Genomic DNA, 16,859 nt, shown 5'->3' on the forward strand with positions numbered 1-16,859 from the left:
CGTTTTTCAATGTTTTTCAATTGTTAAATATATTTAAAAATCCAATTCAAATTTTTAATTTTAATGATGATTTAATTAAACTCAATTGCTTACAATTTTGCGCTTAATCATGCGATAATTGGTTATGTTATAATGCCGATCAAAGGCATTTTTAATAAAACCGATAAACAAGGATAAACCGATGACTGATATGACTGCGGCCACAGCGCCATTAGATTTTAGCAAACCCATCAAATCCCGTGCTGCGGTAGCTTTCGCTGCGGGAGAACCATTACAAATCGTCGAAATCGACGTTGAGCCACCGCGTAAAGGCGAAGTACTCGTCAAAATTACCCATACGGGCGTTTGCCACACAGACGCATTCACCTTGAGTGGCGATGACCCTGAAGGGGTTTTTCCAGCGGTTTTGGGTCATGAAGGCGCAGGTATTGTGATGGCAGTCGGTGAAGGGGTAACCAGTGTACAACCTGGTGATCATGTCATTCCGCTATATACGGCTGAGTGTGGTGAATGTTTATTTTGTAAAAGTGACAAAACCAACCTATGCATCGCGGTGCGTGCTACCCAAGGTAAAGGGGTGATGCCTGATGGTACCACCCGTTTTAGCTATCAAGGTCAGCCAATTTATCACTATATGGGCTGTTCAACATTTAGTGAATATACTGTCGTTGCTGAGGTGTCGCTTGCCAAAATCAATCCTGAAGCCAATCCTGAGCAGGTCTGTCTATTAGGTTGCGGCGTGACCACAGGACTAGGTGCGGTAAAAAACACCGCTAAAGTACAAGAAGGCGATAGCGTCGCGGTGTTTGGGCTTGGCGGTATTGGGCTTGCTGTGATTCAAGGTGCCAAACTTGCCAAAGCAGGCCGTATTATTGCGGTTGACACCAATCCCGAAAAATTTGAGTTAGCCCGTGAGTTTGGCGCGACTGATTTTGTTAATCCAAAAGATTATGACCAACCCATTCAACAAGTGATTGTTGAGATGACAGGTTGGGGTGTGGATCACAGTTTTGAATGTATCGGTAACGTCAATGTCATGCGCTCGGCACTTGAATGCGCGCATCGTGGCTGGGGTCAAAGCGTGATTATTGGTGTCGCAGCTGCAGGTCAAGAGATTTCCACTCGTCCGTTCCAATTAGTGACGGGTCGCCGCTGGTTAGGCTCTGCATTTGGTGGGGTGAAAGGTCGCTCACAACTGCCAGGTATGGTTGAGCAAGCCATGCACGGTGATATCCAACTGGCACCTTTTGTCACCCATACCATGGGTCTTGAAGATGTCAATACCGCATTTGATTTGATGCATAAAGGTAAGTCCATTCGTTCAGTGTTGCATTACTAAAACATTACCGAACTTAGCATTAAACAGAATGGGAAATTCACCATGAAAAAAGTTGAATCGCATAAATTGCACGGTGGTGACCTACAAGTGTGGCAGCATACCAGTGTGACCACACACACGGAGATGAAATTTGCCATCTATTTGCCACCCAAAGCCATCGCCCATGAAGCCACTGAAACAGCTGAAACAACAGCTCAAAAATTTGCGGTGCTGTATTGGCTATCAGGGCTGACGTGTACTGAGCAAAACTTTATTCAAAAATCTGGGTTTGCTGAGTATGCCAGTCGTCACAACGTGATTGTGGTGGCACCCGATACCAGTCCTAGGGGTGTCGATATAAGCGGTAACGATGTGCCTGATGACAGCGCTTATGATTTGGGGCAAGGGGCAGGCTTTTATGTCAATGCCACCCAAGCGCCTTGGGCAACGCATTTTCAGATGTATGATTATATCGTCGATGAGTTGCCTAATCTCATCGAACAGCACTTTCCTGCCAATGACCAGCGCAGTATTTTTGGTCATAGTATGGGTGGACACGGTGCGCTGATGATTGCCCTGCGCAATCCGCAGCGCTATGCCAGCGTGTCGGCTTTTTCCCCCATCGTCGCACCGTCACAAGTGCCTTGGGGACAAAAAGCCTTTAGCGCTTATCTAGGCGATGACCAAAGCACCTGGGCAAATTACGATAGCTTAGCGTTGATGAAGCAGTCAGCGCATAGCAAAAAATTACCGCTATTGATTGACCAAGGTAGCGGGGATGAGTTTTTGGCTGAGCAGCTCAAACCTCAGCTCTTTGCGCAAGCTGCCAAAGATGCCAATTATCCGATGACGCTGCGTATGCAGGACGGTTATGACCATAGCTACTATTTTATCAGTAGTTTTATCGCTGACCATTTTGCGCACCACGCCGCTGCCCTTCAAGCTTAAGCACACACACAATCACTTGTCACACCACACGGCTGACAAGTGATTGACCATTTTCATTTTGCCATCGCATTACCCCCTCCATCATTTAAAATAACAAATTTGCGATGATTATTTTGTCCGCGATCTTATCTGATAAGGAAGATTGTCATGGTTAACAAGCGCACTGATATCACGGTAACCCCTACCCATAAAGAGCCCTATTTGCAAGGCGTTATGTTTCGCTACAGTGTGTTTGCCATTGCCTTTGCTATCCTTGCTTTGGGTATTGTGCTACTCAAATGGTGGCTGATAGTGATTGGTCTGGTGGGCTTTGTGGTGGGCATTTATGATTTGATGCAAGTACACCATGCCGTCTTGCGTAACTACCCAATTTCGGGACATATTCGTTACCTATTGGAAGAATTCCGACCTGAACTGCGCCAGTATTTGATTGAAGATGACCAAGCCGCCGTGCCGTTTTCGCGCCAGCAGCGTGCGCTTGCCTATCAACGTGCCAAAAACGTCAGTGATACCAATGCTTTTGGTACGTTAGAAAATTTATACCAGTCTGGCAAAGAATGGTTTTTACAATCCACCCTTAGCTATCCTCTCAAAGAAACCAATTTTCGTATTATGGTGGGCGGTGAACGATGTCTACAGCCCTACTCGATGTCGGTGTTTAATATCTCTGCCATGAGTTTTGGCAGCCTGTCAGCCGCGGCAATCGAAGCGCTCAATCAGGGCGCAAAACTTGGTGGATTTGCTCATGATACAGGTGAAGGTGCGATTAGTCCGTACCATAAAAAACACGGCGGCGATTTGATTTGGGAGCTGGGTACCGGGTATTTTGGATGCCGTAATCACGATGGTACGTTTAGCGCCGAAAAATTCGCTGAACGCTCGCGCCTTGAGCAAGTCAAAATGATTGAAATCAAGCTGTCGCAAGGGGCAAAACCTGGTAAAGGCGGGGTATTGCCCAAGGAAAAAATCACCCCCGAAATTGCCGAAACCCGTGATGTGCCGATGGATGCAGACTGCGTTTCCCCAGCCAGCCATTCAGCCTTTACTACCCCGCGTGAAATGGTGCAGTTTTGGCAACAGCTGCGTGAACTATCAGGGGGCAAGCCGGTTGGTTTTAAGCTGTGTGTCGGGCAGCCTTGGCAGTTTATGGCGATTGTCAAAGCCATGATTGAAGCAGATAATTACCCTGATTTTATCGTGGTTGATGGTGCAGAAGGCGGCACGGGGGCTGCGCCTGTTGAGTTTATGGATAATGTTGGCATGCCGCTACTCGATGGCTTCTTGCTTGTACACAACACGTTGGTGGGTGCGGGGGTGCGTGACAAAATCAAAATCGGTGTCAGTGGTAAAATCATCTCTGCCTTTGATATCGCGCGCATGCTAGCGCTAGGTGCAGATTGGTGTAACTCAGCGCGTGGCTTTATGTTTGCGGTGGGCTGTATCCAATCACGTGCCTGTCATACCAACAAATGCCCAACTGGGGTTGCCACCCAAGACCCCTATCGTCAGCGGGCATTACATATTCCTGATAAGGCACAGCGGGTCTATAATTTTCATAAAAACACGCTTAAATCATTGGCAGCGATTGTGGGTGCGGTGGGTTTACACCACCCAAAAGATTTACAAGCATATCATATTGCCAGACGGCTGGAAAATGGGCAGATTAAGCTATTATCCAAGTTTTATTATTTTACGGAACCTGGCGTGTTACTGAATTTGTCGGCGCGCTCAGATGTTTTTAACCAAATGTGGGTCATGGCAAATCCTGATAGCTTTTTGGCAAATAACGAGGCGTTAATTGCTTATAATCACGATGTGCGTCACGCCCATGAGCACAACGAAAAGCGCTTTAATGAAGGCAATTACCCTGAGCGTATCGACAGCTTTGATGAAACCGCAAATAGCTACTATACCTATGATGATGACCCTTCTTAATACTTTGTCCACAAAAAAACCGCTAACGATTAGCGGTTTTTTTCGTATCAGCTTAGCTTATTCCACCGTGACGCTCTTGGCCAAATTACGGGGTTTATCAACGTCTGTGCCTTTGGCAAGCGCAACATGGTAAGACAACAACTGTACGGGAATGGTGTGTACTATGGGCGATAACACGCCAATATGACGTGGGGTGCGAATCACGTGTACGCCCTCACTATCGGAAAAATCACTGTCAAGATCGGTAAATACAAACAACTCACCGCCACGCGCCGAGACTTCTTGCATATTGGCTTTGACTTTGTCGAGCAGGCTGTCATTTGGCGCTATCACCACCACAGGCATGTTTTCATCAACCAATGCCAGTGGACCGTGTTTTAACTCGCCAGCGGGATAGGCTTCTGCATGGATATAGGTGATTTCTTTGAGCTTTAATGCCCCTTCTAATGCAATTGGGTAATGAATACCACGTCCCAAAAACAGCGCGCTTGGCTTATCAGCAAATTTGCTTGACCAGCTGCTAATCTGTGGCTCAAGATTGAGCGCATATTGAATATCATTGGGCAAGCTGCGCAGCGCATTGGTGTATTCGACCAGTTTAGTGTCATCCACATAGCCACGCACACGACCAAGTGTCACCGCCAAACCAAATAAAGCCACTAACTGGGTAGTAAAGGCTTTGGTTGAGGCGACCCCAATCTCTGCACCGGCTCGGGTGTAGACTACCAGCTCACTGGCGCGAGGCAAGGCAGATTCCATCACGTTACAGATGGATAGACTGTGTTTGTGCCCCATGGCTTGTGCGTATTTTAGCGCTTCCATGGTATCTAGCGTTTCCCCTGATTGCGAAATGGTGATAATCAATTGTTTTGGATTGGCAATCACCTCACGATAACGGTATTCGCTAGCGATTTCGACATCGGTGGCAATTTTGGCAATACTTTCCAACCAATATTTGGCGGTCGATGCAGCATAATACGACGTGCCACAGGCAAGAATCTTAATACTGTCGATATCATTGAAAACGGCTTCAGCATTTTCACCAAAATTGTTGGCGATAAACCCGGCATCCAAAAAAATTTCGGCGGTATCTGACACCGCTTTTGGCTGCTCGTAGATTTCTTTTTGCATAAAGTGGCTATAAGCCCCTAGTTCAAGAGACGCTAAGGACACTTGCGAAGTGGTAGCTTTGCGGGTCGTTGGATTGCCTTGTTTATCAATCATTTGTGCCACGCCATCTGCCGTCAACTGGGCAATATCACCATCTTCAAGATACATAATTTGACGGGTAAAGGCGACGACTGCTGAGACATCCGATGCGATAAAGGTTTCATGTTCACCTAAGCCAATGAGTAATGGACAGCCCATACGCGCCACCACCATGTTTTGTGGCCTATCGTTGGCAATCACCGCAATCGCATACGCGCCATGAAATTGCTCGGTCGCCGCTTGTACTGCATTGAATAAATCACCGCCGTTTTGTACATAGTGCTGATGCACCGCATGGGCGATGACCTCGGTGTCGGTTTGTGACTCAAAATGATAGCCATTTTGCTGAAGGCGGGCGCGCTCAGCTTCAAAGTTTTCGATGATGCCATTATGTACCACCGAAATCAAATCACCCGAGATATGCGGATGCGCATTTGGCTCAGTGACGCCGCCGTGGGTCGCCCAGCGAGTATGACCGATGCCGGTGTGACCATACACGCCACGCTCTTTGGCAGCGGCTTCCATCAAGGCAACACGCCCCACTCGGCGCACGCGTTTGAGTCCTTCATCGGTTTGCACTGCAATACCCGATGAGTCATAACCCCGATATTCTAGGCGTTTTAAGCCATCGGTTAAAAAATCTACCACATTGTCTTGCGCACGAATGGCGCCAACGATACCGCACATAACTGTTCCTTAGTATCCAGTTTTTGGTGTGAGCAATCAACTTTGATTGCTGTGAAAAACAATCCCCCCGTTTACACAGTCGTTAGATTGTTTCATTGTTGCTTAACCAAACGGCTTTATCTTATAAAGCAAGTTTATCGCATTAAGCAAGAATTTGTTAAATTTAGGCAAAAATTCAAATATCAAGATTTTTTTTCAGGACGTTGCCAACCCTCAATCGTGACTTGTTTACCACGGGCGATAGACAGTTTTTCGGCAGGGCAGGCTTTACTGATGGCACTGCCTGCCCCAATGGTGGCGCGGTCACCAATGGTCACAGGGGCAATCAGTACCGCATTTGAGCCAATACGTACTTCTTCACCAATCACGGTTTTAAACTTATTGACGCCATCATAATTGGCAGTAATCGTACCTGCCCCGATATTGGTCCTTTGTCCAATCGTGGCATCACCTAGGTATGCCAAGTGATTGGCTTTGGCACCTGCTGCCATTTGGGTGTTTTTAAGCTCGACAAAGTTACCGATATGCACGTCATTGGCGGTGACTGCATCGGGGCGCAAACGGGCAAAAGGTCCGATTTGGTTGTCTGCGCCTACTACCGCATTGTCAAATAAACTGTAAGGTTGCACCACAGTGCCACTGGCGATTTTGCTGTTTTTGATGATACAACCTGCGCCGATTTTGACGTTATCACCTATCTCACAGTCACCTTCAATGATGACATTAATATCAATTTGCACATCTCTACCAACTTTGAGCGAACCGCGTAAATCAAAACGGCTTGGATCAATCAAATGTACGCCTTGTTGCATCAATGCTTGGGCTTGATGCGTTTGCCAAGTACGCTCTAGATTTGCCAACTGCAGACGGTCATTCACGCCTTCGATTTCAAACTGATGGGTCGGCGATACGGTGGCAATTTCGATGCCATCATCCACCGCCATTTTGACGATATCGGTCAGGTAATATTCGCCTTGGGCATTGTTATTGGTCAAGTTATTGAGATATTGATGCAAAATATCATTGGCGACACAGTACACACCGCTATTGATTTCAGTGATTTTTCTTTGCTCATCGTTGGCATCTTTTTCTTCGACAATGGCGATTACTTGGTTGTTGTCACGCACAATACGACCCAAGCCAAATGGGTTGGCTAAGTTTAGGGTTAGCATGGCAAAACGGCTGTCTGTATTTGCCAATTTCTCTAAGGTATCGACGCCAATGAGTGGCACATCCCCTGATAAAATCAAGCTTTTCCCATCCGTAGGCAACACTGGTAAAGTCATTTGCACCGCGTGACCCGTGCCCAATTGCTCAGCTTGCTCGACCCAATCAATTTGTTCATCGGCAAAGGCATCTTTGACTTGCTGACCTTCAAAACCATAGATAATGATATTCTTTTGGCTACCCAATTGTTTGGCAGTGGCGAGTACGTGATGTAGCAAAGGCTTGCCTGCCAGCGGTTGTAGTACTTTTGGCTTGCTCGATTTCATGCGAGTGCCTTTACCCGCTGCCATGATAATGGTGGTTAAGTTGGTCATGGGAATCCCTTATTTTTTTTAAACTAATTTTAATGATACAACAGGTTAAACATAAGTAACGAGCACACTCACAAAGACTATTAGCACAACCCCCGCCATCAGCCCCGCCAAAATGTCATCAATCAAAATACCAAAACCGCCGCTCACATTTTTATCCACCCATTTAATCGGAAAAGGTTTTAAAATATCAAAAAAACGAAACGCGACAAATGCAGCAAAGTATAGTAGCAGTAAGCTTAACTGATGACCTTGCAATAAAGCATCATCGTAGAAATGCAGCCATAAAATTGGCAGGAGTGACACCCACATGCCGACCCATTCATCCCACACGATATGCGGGTCATCATGTACACCCATCAAATCAGACGTTTTACCGCAGATATAACTACCGACTAGAGCGCCCACCACCGTAACTGCCAAAAACCCCCAAAAACCCAGCCATAACATCGGAATGGCAACCACTAGCCCACCCACCGTGCCCCACGTCCCAGCAGCGCGCTTTGGCAATCCTGAGCCTAAGCCGATACCGAGCCAATAAATCAGCTTTTCCCAAACGCTCGCGGTTGGCGGACAAGGCGGGCAAACATTGGCTTTACGGACGTCGGGTTTATGCAGTTGAGTCATAGGGCGTTCTTTGGCTAAAAATGCTGATAGCCAGTAATCGAAAATTCAATTGGTTGGTTATTATAAGTCAGCCTCAAGCCGTTTTCTGTGACAATTTTGCCAATGGCAAAAATTTTATCCGAAAACTGTTGATTAAATTTGACAAAACTTTGCTCACTCATAGTAAAACACAGCTGATAATCATCACCGCCGTTGAGCTGATGTTGCCACTTTTCAGTATTTGGCAAGGCTTGTAATTGTGGATGCGTTGGAATATTGGCTAAATCAACCACCGCACCCACCTGTGATGCGGTTAGAATATGACCCAAATCCTGCCCTAGCCCGTCTGAAATATCAATCATGCTATGGGCAAACCCACGTAATTTTTGCCCGAGCTCAACTTGCGGAACAGGTAAATCGAGTGCCGGCTGTAAAGCGATTGGTTGTAAAGCGATATTGTGCTGCTCAGATTTTTCAGCGTTTAAAATCTGCTGTAAGGCAAAACTTGCTGAGCCAATCTCACCGCTCACACAGATGATATCACCGACTTTTGCGCCACCTCTGGTAATAGCTTGCCCAGTTGGCACAAAGCCCAGTGCAGTGACAGAGATGGTTAAAGTGTTTGATTGGGTGGTATCGCCACCGATAAGCTCGACATCAAATCGGTTGCAGATGTCCGCGATGCCTTGGGCGAATGGTTTGAGCCAGTCATCCTGTGCAAGCTTAGCGGGCAAACTAATGCCTAGCAATACCGCATAGGGCGTCGCACCCATCGCTGCTAAATCGGATAAATTGACCGCGACCGATTTATAGCCGATGGCATAAGCGGATGTTGATAAGGGAAAATGTCGACCTGCAACCAGCGTATCAATACAGCTCACCAGTTCGCAATCACTTGGCATACTGCTTATCGCGCAATCATCCCCAATACCCACTTGGGTCAAAGGATTTTTGCGTGTACAGTGTTGAAAATGTTGATAAATCAAAGAAAATTCGGACATCTTAGCCATCCGTAGCGAGCATAAAAGGGCGTAGCGAGTACGCCCTTTACGGTATTATTTTTCTTCTTGAGTGGTCGTTTCAGATGGCGGCTGCGGCGCGTCCTCTGTTTTGGCTTTTTTGGCATCTGCCTCTACTTCAGGCATACGCACGTCTTTTGCGATTTTATCCATCACCACATGAATCATTTTATAGCCATCTGATGAGCCAAAATGGGTGTTGAGCTGAATCGCTTCATCAATCACTACTTTGTAAGGCACTTCCAAGTGCTGCTTCATCTCATAGGCACCGACAAGCAGTACCGCTTGCTCAACTTTATCTAGACGTGTCCAAGGGCGATCAAGTAGGCTGTCGATATAGGCGATTAAGTCATCGCTTTGCTCAATGATTTTGCTTAGTAGCTCGTGATAATAGCCCAAATGCACCGTGTGCATGGCATTCTCACTGCGGGTATGCGCTTCGATTTCGTGCGATGGGTTGCCTGTCAACAGCCACTCATATAACCCTTGCACCACAAAACGGCGTGCTTTACGAATCGCGGTCAGGCTGGTTTTATAATTGACGGCGTTGTCTTGACTCGCCTGCTGTGGTGTGGTGTGGGTTGAATTGTCAGTCATATCGCTACCTTATTCACCAGCCATTTGTGCGTCAATTTGACCCAATACGTTAATCATCTCAAGCGCGACCATGGCTGCTTCTGAGCCTTTGTTACCTGCTTTGGTGCCAGAGCGCTCAATGGCTTGTTCGATGCTGTCTGTGGTCAAAATCGCATTAATAACAGGCACGTCATAATCCAACCCAATCGCGCCCAAACCTTTGGCAGATTCACCAGCGACAAAATCAAAGTGCGGCGTGCTACCACGAATGACCGCGCCTAAACCGATGATAGCGTCAAATTTATCGGTTTGTGCCATACGAGCAACCGCCAGTGGAATTTCCCAAGCACCCGGTACACGCACGACCGTAATATTGCTGCCTGCGATACCATGACGCAGTAAGGTATCAATCGCGCCGCTGACCAAACTTTCTACCACAAAGCTGTTAAAACGTCCTACCACCATACCGATTTTGGCGTGGGCATTGGTGTGTAATTCACCGCTGATATGCTGTACTTGGGCGAGCTCGTTTTGAAGATTTGCCATGATGATTACCTTTAAATTGTAAAAATTAGAATCTGATTTTGCTAGGTATGATACCATTTTTGTTAGGTTTATTCATGTTATTTAGCATGACCCTAGGTTACTGCCATTAAAATAAAAAATCCGCCATAGCGACGGACTTTTATAAAAAACAATTAAGCTTATTGGGTCAAAAAGCTTGGCAATGCTTTATGACGTTTTTCCAATTCTTTCGCTTTTTTCTTACTGACACCGCCCAATACCTCAATGGCATGACGCAGGCGCTGCAATGTCATATCCGCCCCAATCAAATACATTGAATTCATCACAGGCGTGCTTGACTTGCTACCTGCGATGGCAATAAAAAATGGCGACATAAAATCACGCAATTTAATGCCCATCTCGCCTGCCAAACCAGACAATACCGCTTGGATATGCTCCTCCGTCCACACAGGCAGGGTTTCTAACTGCCATTGCGCAAGTTGTAGAATCTCCACGGTTTGCTCAGTGGATAACACTTTATGTACAAAGTCCACCTCACTAATGGTTGGCAAGTTTTGGAAATAAAAGCCCGACCAATTCACCGCATCCGACAACAAGTTAATGCGTGGCTGAATGGCTTTGGCAATGGCGGTGAGTTTGTCGCTGTCATTGGCCCAATCAAGAATTTTGGTTTTTAAGGCTTCGGGTGACAGTGAGCGCAACCATTCGCCATTGAGCCAAGTGAGTTTTTCTACGTCAAAAATCGGACCACCAAGCGACACCCGCTTAATGTCAAAACTGGCAATCATTTCATCCAACGTGAATTTTTCGGCTTCATTTGGCATGGAGTAGCCCATCCGTCCCAAATAATTGAGCAAGGCTTCTGGCAACACACCTGCATCACGGTAATAAGTGATAGACGTTGGATTTTTGCGTTTCGATAGTTTGGATTTGTCTGGGTTTCTGAGCAGTGGCATATGACAAAGCACTGGCATATCCCAACCAAAATATTTATACAACAGTTGATGTTTTGGGGCAGAGTTAATCCACTCTTCGCCACGAATGACGTGGGTAATCTGCATCAAATGGTCATCGACGACGTTTGCCAAATGGTAGGTTGGTAGACCGTCGGTTTTAAGTAGCACTTGCATATCCACTTGTGACCAAGGAATCTCGACCTCGCCACGTAGCATATCGTCAAACTTACATACACCCTCGTCTGGCACACGCATACGAATGACAAATGGTTTGCCTTCGGCGGCAAGCTTGTCCGATTGTTCACGGGAAATGTTCGCATAGCGACCGTCATATTTTGGGGTTTCACCCCGCGCCATTTGTTCGGCTCGCATTTGGTCGAGTTCATCACTGGTGGCAAAACAGCGGAATGCATGACCTTTGTCCAACAGTTCTTCGGCGTATTGTTTGTAGATGTCTTTGCGTTCGCTTTGGCGATACGGTGCATGTGGACCGCCGACGTCTGGACCTTCTGACCAGTCAAGACCGACCCAGCGCAGCGCGTCCAAAATCATTTGTTCAGATTGCGCGGTGGAGCGCGTTTGGTCGGTGTCTTCAATGCGTAGGATAAATTCACCGCCATGCACTTTGGCAAAGGCAAGGTTAAATAGGGCGATATATGCGGTGCCAACGTGGGGAAAGCCTGTGGGGCTTGGGGCAATACGGGTGCGGACTTTTGACATGGATTTCTCAATTTTACAAAAATTTCAAATTAGCGGCTATTATAGCCGACTATCGAATTTTTATAAATTGAATCCTAGCGATGATAGCTGGCTGATAAAATATAAATTTGGAAGGCAACGCTAAATGCTAGATTGACTTTGGCAGTTAGCGTTATTTTTGAACACTAATTCAATTATTTATCCTTGCGATGGCGAATGATTTCGACAATCATTGGTACCACCGAAAACACAATAATGGCAATCATAATCCACGAAAAATGTTCTTTGACAAAGGGTAATTGACCAAAAAAATAGCCTAGCGTGGTAAAAGATACCACCCATAATACCGCGCCAACGATGTTATAGCGAGCAAACTGGGCATAATTCATGTTACCCATACCGCCTACAAACGGCGCAAACGTGCGTACAATGGGAATAAAACGGGCAATAATAATGGTGCGTCCGCCGTATTTTTCATAATAATCGTGGGTTTTTTGCAAATAGCTTTGCTTAAAAATCTTGGAATTGGGATTAGAAAATAACTTTTGTCCAAAGTGTTTGCCAATCTCAAAATTGACAAAATCACCCAATATTGCCGCCACAATCAATAAACCAATCAGCACAAAGATATTCATATCGCCCACTGCGGCAATGGTGCCTGCCGCAAACAACATCGAATCCCCGGGCAAAAATGGTAACACCACCAGACCCGTCTCGCAAAACACAATGGCAAACAAAATCGCATAAATCCAATTGCCATAATTTTTGACCAATTCTTGTAAATGGTCACCAATATGCAAAATAAAATCAACCAACCACATGGGCTATCCTTATAAATTTAGACAAAACAACAAAATATAACTAATCTACAGTCGTTATATGAAGGCAACATTAAGCAGCCATCATTATAGCAAGAATGGGTAAAAATTTTGTGTTTTTAGGCAAAAATCATCTTGACAGCAAAATCAGTTTTCAATAAAATACGCGCACTCTTAGGCAAAGCAGTCTAAATAATTCCCAAAAATGGGGCTATAGCTCAGTTGGTAGAGCACTTGCATGGCATGCAAGGGGTCAGCGGTTCGACTCCGCTTAGCTCCACCACTATTAAGTCTGCTTAGAGCACCTCGTGCGATTGCGTCCCCATCGTCTAGAGGCCTAGGACATCGCCCTTTCACGGCGGTAACCGGGGTTCGAATCCCCGTGGGGACGCCACTTATTTTAAAAAAGCCATTGTCTGACGGACGATGGCTTTTTTGTTTTTGCTATCTGTCTATAGTCGGCGTTTTTGGTGTGTAGTGTTGCCTTGCCACATCCTAGGTTAAATAGGTTACATAGCTTACAATGTTTTGCTTTTCTCTATGCCGTATGCCCTACCCCACAAAATCAATTTTCCTTGCGCTCAGTTGACGCTTTGTCATCAAAATTAGCATATAATTGAGCGCGCAATTGCGTATGTGATAAATAATTTTTGGCTATCTGCTTTAAGCTACTTGATTCTAGCTACTTGATTCTAGCTACTTGATTTAAGCCACTAAATTTTACCACTCGGGATTTTACCACTTGAGTTTTGACTCGCTGATTTTAAGCTATTGGGAAACTGGGCGAACACTATGGCAAATTTTAACACCCACATAAGCGTCGCTTTTGTCGCAAGTGGCGTCACTGGCTTGGTGATTTATAAGGCAGGGATGCTGACCGCGCCTGAATATTTGATGTGTGTGGTGGCTGGTACCATTGGTGGCTTGCTGCCCGATATTGATTTGGACCACTCGGTACCCGCGACCGTAGGATTTAATGTCGTATCGCTGCTGACGGCATTTTTTATTGTTATCTTGTGTGTCGGGCAGTTTTCGTTGGTGGCATTGGCAGGATTGTGGTTAGCCTCTTATTTGCTGATGCGCTACGGTGTGTTTAATTTATATAGCAAATTGACGGTGCATCGCGGTATCGTGCACTCGATTCCCTATTTGGGGATTATGGCGATGACCCTCGTGTACGCCAGCTTTTATGGGTTTAAGCAAGGCGCTGTTATCAGTTGGTTTTTGGGGCTGTTTTTGATGTTTGGCGCCATTGTTCATCTGCTGTTAGATGAGATGTTTAGCGTCAATCTGTTAGGGCTGAGTGTCAAAAAATCTTTTGGTACTGCGTTTAAAGTGTTTAAATTCGATCAAGTAGGCTGGTATTTGGGCTTATATGCCGTGTTGGCTGCCCTGATTGTGTTTGCCCCGCCGTTTAAACTATTTTGGCAGACGCTACAAGACCCGATTAGTTGGCTTATTTTAAAGAAAAATATCTTGCCTACCGCCATCAACCTACCGAACATTCATTAACATGATACATATGTCACCTTGCCTCATGCAGCGGGTTTGGACTTAGCGGTTTTAGACAGCAAAGGCGTCCATCATGAGCTATCCACCTTTGTGAATATTCCCACCCATGGCACCAGCCGTTGGTATTTTTTGGATCCGACAGTGGTCATGCCTGTCACCCAAAAGCAGCCTTGCCCCTGTGGCAGTGGTGAGAAATACAAACGCTGCTGTGGACAGTTTTTGCATTAATCGCTGCGCCATTGATAACAAAAACTTTAACAACCGCTCTACAATTTTTTTGTTTTTTAAAAGGGCTTTTTTGCTAGACTAATTTTATTTGCGATTTTGCGATAACGACAACGATATTAAAGGAGAGTCCCATGCCAGCGCTACGCCAAGATATTGATCCAGACGGTTTATTAGAATACTCTGTGGTCTACACCGACCGCTCGCTCAATCACATGTCCAAAAAATTCCAAACCGTGATGAATGATTTGTCCACAAGTTTAAAAAACGTGTATAACGCCGATGCGGTGGCAATCGTGCCCGGTACAGGGAGTTACGGTATGGAAGCGGTTGCGCGCCAGCTTGCCACTGACCAAACGGTGCTTATCATCCGCAACGGCTTTTTTAGTTTTCGCTGGACGCAAATCATTGAAAAAGGTCGTATTACGGATGACGTGACTGTCCTGACTGCACACATCGGTGACAACAGCGATTCAATTGTGCAACAACAGCAGTTTGAGCCAGTGGCAATCGAGGCGGCTGTCGCTGAGATTCAATCCAAAAAACCTGCGGTAGTATTTGCCCCCCATGTCGAAACCGCGGCAGGCTTGATGCTGCCTGATGACTACATCAAACAACTTGCCGATGCGGTGCATAGCGTCGGTGGTTTACTGGTTATCGACTGTATCGCCTCAGGCTGCGTGTGGCTTGATATGAAAGCGTTGGGCATTGACGTGCTCATCTCTGCGCCACAAAAAGGCTGGTCAAGCACGCCATGTGCGGGGCTAGTGATGATGAATGAACAAGCCGTTGCCAAAGTGGAAGCCACCGAATCGACCAGTTTTGGGCTCGATCTCAAACAGTGGCTCACTATCATGCGCGCTTATGAAAATGGCGGTCACATGTATCATGCGACGATGCCAACCGATGGGCTGACCAAATTCCGCGATACCGTCAAAGAAGCCGAAGCGATTGGACTTGATAAACTCAAAAGTGCCCAATTTGAATTGGGTCAAAAAGTACTCACTGTCCTCAATCAACATGATATTATCAGCGTCGCAGCTGAAGGCTACCAAGCGCCCGGTGTGATTGTGGTCTACACTGACCGTGATGATATGCACAAAGGTGCAGCATTTGCAGCCCAAGGCTTACAAATTGCAGGCGGCGTGCCACTGAAAGTTGGCGAACCCGACAGCTTTAAAACATTCCGTTTGGGGCTATTTGGGTTAGATAAACTAACGGATGTCGACGGTACAGTCAGCCGTTTTAAGCAAGCGCTTGAGAAAGTATTAGCCTAATTATCAACGTACGTGTTAGCGCATTGATTAGCAGAACAACGGTTTATTTTAAAAGCTCTGTAAATTTAAAAGCTCTGGGAAACAGGGCTTTTTTTATCTCTTAACACTCACTCATACAGCCTTTTTGCCGTGCGAAAGGTATTGCAATGGGCTTCCACCACATCGTCGATGTTTTCTGAGTAACCGCCACCCATCACCACCGCCACTGGGATCCCATGGGCTTTGGCTTGGCTAAATACAAACGCATCACGCTTGGCACAGCCGTCACGGGTGAGCGCAAGTTTACCGAGCTTATCGGTGGCGAGCACATCCACAGCGGACTGGTAAAACAGCATATCGGGTTTCACTTTTGCAATAAGTCTGGGCAGTGTATCCATTAATATGGCTAAATACGCCTCATCGCCTGTCTCGTTTGGCAAATCAATATCCAAATCGGATGCTTGCTTGCGAAACGGATAGTTTTTTGCGCCATGCATGCTAAAGGTAAATACTCGGGGTTCATTTGCCATCAAATGCGCTGTACCGTTGCCTTGATGCACATCCAAATCCACGGTCAGAATCTGGGTCGCCTGTCCACGTGCCAACAATAAATTACTCGCCACCGCCACATCGTTAAACACGCAAAACCCTTCGCCATGATCGGCAAACGCATGGTGGGTACCGCCTGCGATATTGAGCGCGACACCGAATTGTTTGGCGAATAGCGCACATTCATAAGTGCCGTGGGCAATCACACGTTCCCGCTCAACGAGCCTTGGCGTCATCTCAAAGCCGATGGCACGCGCGTCCTTGGCGGGCAATGTTTGCTGTTTTAGATGCTGCCAGTACCTTTGTGTATGTGTGGTGAGAATTTCGTCTTCGCTCAATCGCTGCGGGGTAAAAAAATTGGCTGGGTTGAATGTACCCTCCGCCAATAACCGCGCCGCAATCATCGGATATTTTTGCATAGGGAAACGGTGACGCTCAGGAACGTCATATTTAAAAATATCAGAATAAGCGACTTTTATCATA

General features: G+C 46.3%; 14 protein-coding genes, 2 tRNA genes and 1 pseudogene. 8 read left to right on the forward strand and 9 right to left on the reverse strand.

Translation table 11 applies throughout. From position 1 onward, the window contains the following. The first annotated feature begins 229 nt into the window (after nt 1-229). The 3 genes from ACAM39_RS10460 (at nt 230) to ACAM39_RS10470 (ending at nt 4,201) form a co-directional block, all read left to right on the forward strand. Entirely contained in the window at nt 230-1,339 is a 1,110-nt protein-coding gene (locus tag ACAM39_RS10460) for an S-(hydroxymethyl)glutathione dehydrogenase/class III alcohol dehydrogenase (RefSeq protein ID WP_248106446.1), read from the forward strand. A 42-nt stretch (nt 1,340-1,381) separates the two neighbouring features. Beyond that, a complete protein-coding gene (fghA, locus tag ACAM39_RS10465; protein ID WP_369627637.1) occupies nt 1,382-2,266 on the forward strand; it encodes an S-formylglutathione hydrolase in 885 nt (294 codons plus the stop codon). 147 nt (nt 2,267-2,413) lie between these two features. Next, a complete protein-coding gene (locus ACAM39_RS10470; RefSeq protein ID WP_369627638.1) occupies nt 2,414-4,201 on the forward strand; it encodes an FMN-binding glutamate synthase family protein in 1,788 nt (595 codons plus the stop codon). Between the two features lie 57 nt (nt 4,202-4,258). Here ACAM39_RS10470 and glmS read toward each other — a convergent pair whose 3' ends face one another. The 8 genes from glmS to ACAM39_RS10510 all read right to left on the reverse strand — a co-directional run bounded on the left by glmS (nt 4,259) and on the right by ACAM39_RS10510 (nt 12,837). Beyond that, nucleotides 4,259-6,097, reverse strand: a complete 1,839-nt coding sequence (gene glmS, locus ACAM39_RS10475) for a glutamine--fructose-6-phosphate transaminase (isomerizing) (protein WP_369627639.1) — start codon at nt 6,095-6,097, stop codon at nt 4,259-4,261. A gap of 182 nt (nt 6,098-6,279) precedes the next feature. Next, the gene (glmU, locus tag ACAM39_RS10480) at nt 6,280-7,638 is read right to left on the reverse strand and encodes a bifunctional UDP-N-acetylglucosamine diphosphorylase/glucosamine-1-phosphate N-acetyltransferase GlmU (RefSeq protein ID WP_369627640.1); all 1,359 of its coding nucleotides are present in this window, start codon (nt 7,636-7,638) and stop codon (nt 6,280-6,282) included. Nucleotides 7,639-7,683: 45 nt separating this feature from the next. Next, nucleotides 7,684-8,262 carry a phosphatidylglycerophosphatase A family protein gene (locus tag ACAM39_RS10485; RefSeq protein ID WP_062333543.1) on the reverse strand — a complete coding sequence of 193 codons (579 nt, stop codon included), beginning with the start codon at nt 8,260-8,262 and terminating at the stop codon, nt 7,684-7,686. A 14-nt stretch (nt 8,263-8,276) separates the two neighbouring features. Then, nucleotides 8,277-9,242: a thiamine-phosphate kinase gene (gene thiL, locus ACAM39_RS10490; protein ID WP_369627641.1), complete on the reverse strand. Its 966-nt coding sequence runs from the start codon at nt 9,240-9,242 to the stop codon at nt 8,277-8,279. A 54-nt stretch (nt 9,243-9,296) separates the two neighbouring features. Next, the gene (gene nusB / locus ACAM39_RS10495) at nt 9,297-9,857 is read right to left on the reverse strand and encodes a transcription antitermination factor NusB (RefSeq protein WP_369627642.1); all 561 of its coding nucleotides are present in this window, start codon (nt 9,855-9,857) and stop codon (nt 9,297-9,299) included. A 9-nt stretch (nt 9,858-9,866) separates the two neighbouring features. Continuing rightward, nucleotides 9,867-10,382: a 6,7-dimethyl-8-ribityllumazine synthase gene (gene ribH, locus ACAM39_RS10500; protein ID WP_007115135.1), complete on the reverse strand. Its 516-nt coding sequence runs from the start codon at nt 10,380-10,382 to the stop codon at nt 9,867-9,869. Between the two features lie 158 nt (nt 10,383-10,540). Beyond that, on the reverse strand, nt 10,541-12,037 hold the full coding sequence (gene gltX, locus ACAM39_RS10505) for a glutamate--tRNA ligase (RefSeq protein WP_369627643.1): 1,497 nt from the start codon (nt 12,035-12,037) through the stop codon (nt 10,541-10,543). Between the two features lie 173 nt (nt 12,038-12,210). Next, nucleotides 12,211-12,837 carry a DedA family protein gene (locus ACAM39_RS10510; protein ID WP_100269401.1) on the reverse strand — a complete coding sequence of 209 codons (627 nt, stop codon included), beginning with the start codon at nt 12,835-12,837 and terminating at the stop codon, nt 12,211-12,213. A gap of 204 nt (nt 12,838-13,041) precedes the next feature. Here ACAM39_RS10510 and ACAM39_RS10515 point away from each other — a divergent pair. From ACAM39_RS10515 to ACAM39_RS10535, 5 genes and pseudogenes are all read left to right on the forward strand, one after another. Beyond that, nucleotides 13,042-13,117 (forward strand) — tRNA-Ala (locus ACAM39_RS10515). 35 nt (nt 13,118-13,152) lie between these two features. Next, nucleotides 13,153-13,228 (forward strand) — tRNA-Glu (locus tag ACAM39_RS10520). Nucleotides 13,229-13,626: 398 nt separating this feature from the next. Continuing rightward, nucleotides 13,627-14,346: a metal-dependent hydrolase gene (locus ACAM39_RS10525; RefSeq protein WP_062333526.1), complete on the forward strand. Its 720-nt coding sequence runs from the start codon at nt 13,627-13,629 to the stop codon at nt 14,344-14,346. A gap of 66 nt (nt 14,347-14,412) precedes the next feature. After that, nucleotides 14,413-14,574: pseudogene (locus ACAM39_RS10530) on the forward strand (SEC-C metal-binding domain-containing protein); the annotation flags it as partial. A gap of 131 nt (nt 14,575-14,705) precedes the next feature. Further along, the gene (locus ACAM39_RS10535) at nt 14,706-15,848 is read left to right on the forward strand and encodes an aminotransferase class V-fold PLP-dependent enzyme (protein ID WP_369627644.1); all 1,143 of its coding nucleotides are present in this window, start codon (nt 14,706-14,708) and stop codon (nt 15,846-15,848) included. Nucleotides 15,849-15,955: 107 nt separating this feature from the next. On the opposite strand, the gene ACAM39_RS10540 is transcribed toward ACAM39_RS10535, so the two are convergent. Continuing rightward, a complete protein-coding gene (locus ACAM39_RS10540; RefSeq protein ID WP_369627645.1) occupies nt 15,956-16,858 on the reverse strand; it encodes a histone deacetylase family protein in 903 nt (300 codons plus the stop codon). Nucleotide 16,859 lies beyond the last annotated feature (1 nt).

Origin of the sequence: Moraxella sp. K02 (assembly GCF_041154755.1) — a bacterium.
Lineage (GTDB): Bacteria > Pseudomonadota > Gammaproteobacteria > Pseudomonadales > Moraxellaceae > Faucicola.

Bases quoted from the DNA above. Each gene is read 5' to 3' on its own strand.
- ACAM39_RS10540 (WP_369627645.1), bottom strand. From the start codon at position 16,858: ATGATAAAAGTCGCTTATTCTGATATTTTTAAATATGACGTTCCTGAG.
- ACAM39_RS10525 (WP_062333526.1), top strand. From the start codon at position 13,627: ATGGCAAATTTTAACACCCACATAAGCGTCGCTTTTGTCGCAAGTGGC.
- glmU (WP_369627640.1), bottom strand. From the start codon at position 7,638: ATGACCAACTTAACCACCATTATCATGGCAGCGGGTAAAGGCACTCGC.
- glmS (WP_369627639.1), bottom strand. From the start codon at position 6,097: ATGTGCGGTATCGTTGGCGCCATTCGTGCGCAAGACAATGTGGTAGAT.
- ACAM39_RS10485 (WP_062333543.1), bottom strand. From the start codon at position 8,262: ATGACTCAACTGCATAAACCCGACGTCCGTAAAGCCAATGTTTGCCCG.
- thiL (WP_369627641.1), bottom strand. From the start codon at position 9,242: ATGTCCGAATTTTCTTTGATTTATCAACATTTTCAACACTGTACACGC.
- ribH (WP_007115135.1), bottom strand. From the start codon at position 10,382: ATGGCAAATCTTCAAAACGAGCTCGCCCAAGTACAGCATATCAGCGGT.
- ACAM39_RS10535 (WP_369627644.1), top strand. From the start codon at position 14,706: ATGCCAGCGCTACGCCAAGATATTGATCCAGACGGTTTATTAGAATAC.
- gltX (WP_369627643.1), bottom strand. From the start codon at position 12,037: ATGTCAAAAGTCCGCACCCGTATTGCCCCAAGCCCCACAGGCTTTCCC.
- nusB (WP_369627642.1), bottom strand. From the start codon at position 9,857: ATGACTGACAATTCAACCCACACCACACCACAGCAGGCGAGTCAAGAC.
- ACAM39_RS10510 (WP_100269401.1), bottom strand. From the start codon at position 12,837: ATGTGGTTGGTTGATTTTATTTTGCATATTGGTGACCATTTACAAGAA.
- fghA (WP_369627637.1), top strand. From the start codon at position 1,382: ATGAAAAAAGTTGAATCGCATAAATTGCACGGTGGTGACCTACAAGTG.
- ACAM39_RS10470 (WP_369627638.1), top strand. From the start codon at position 2,414: ATGGTTAACAAGCGCACTGATATCACGGTAACCCCTACCCATAAAGAG.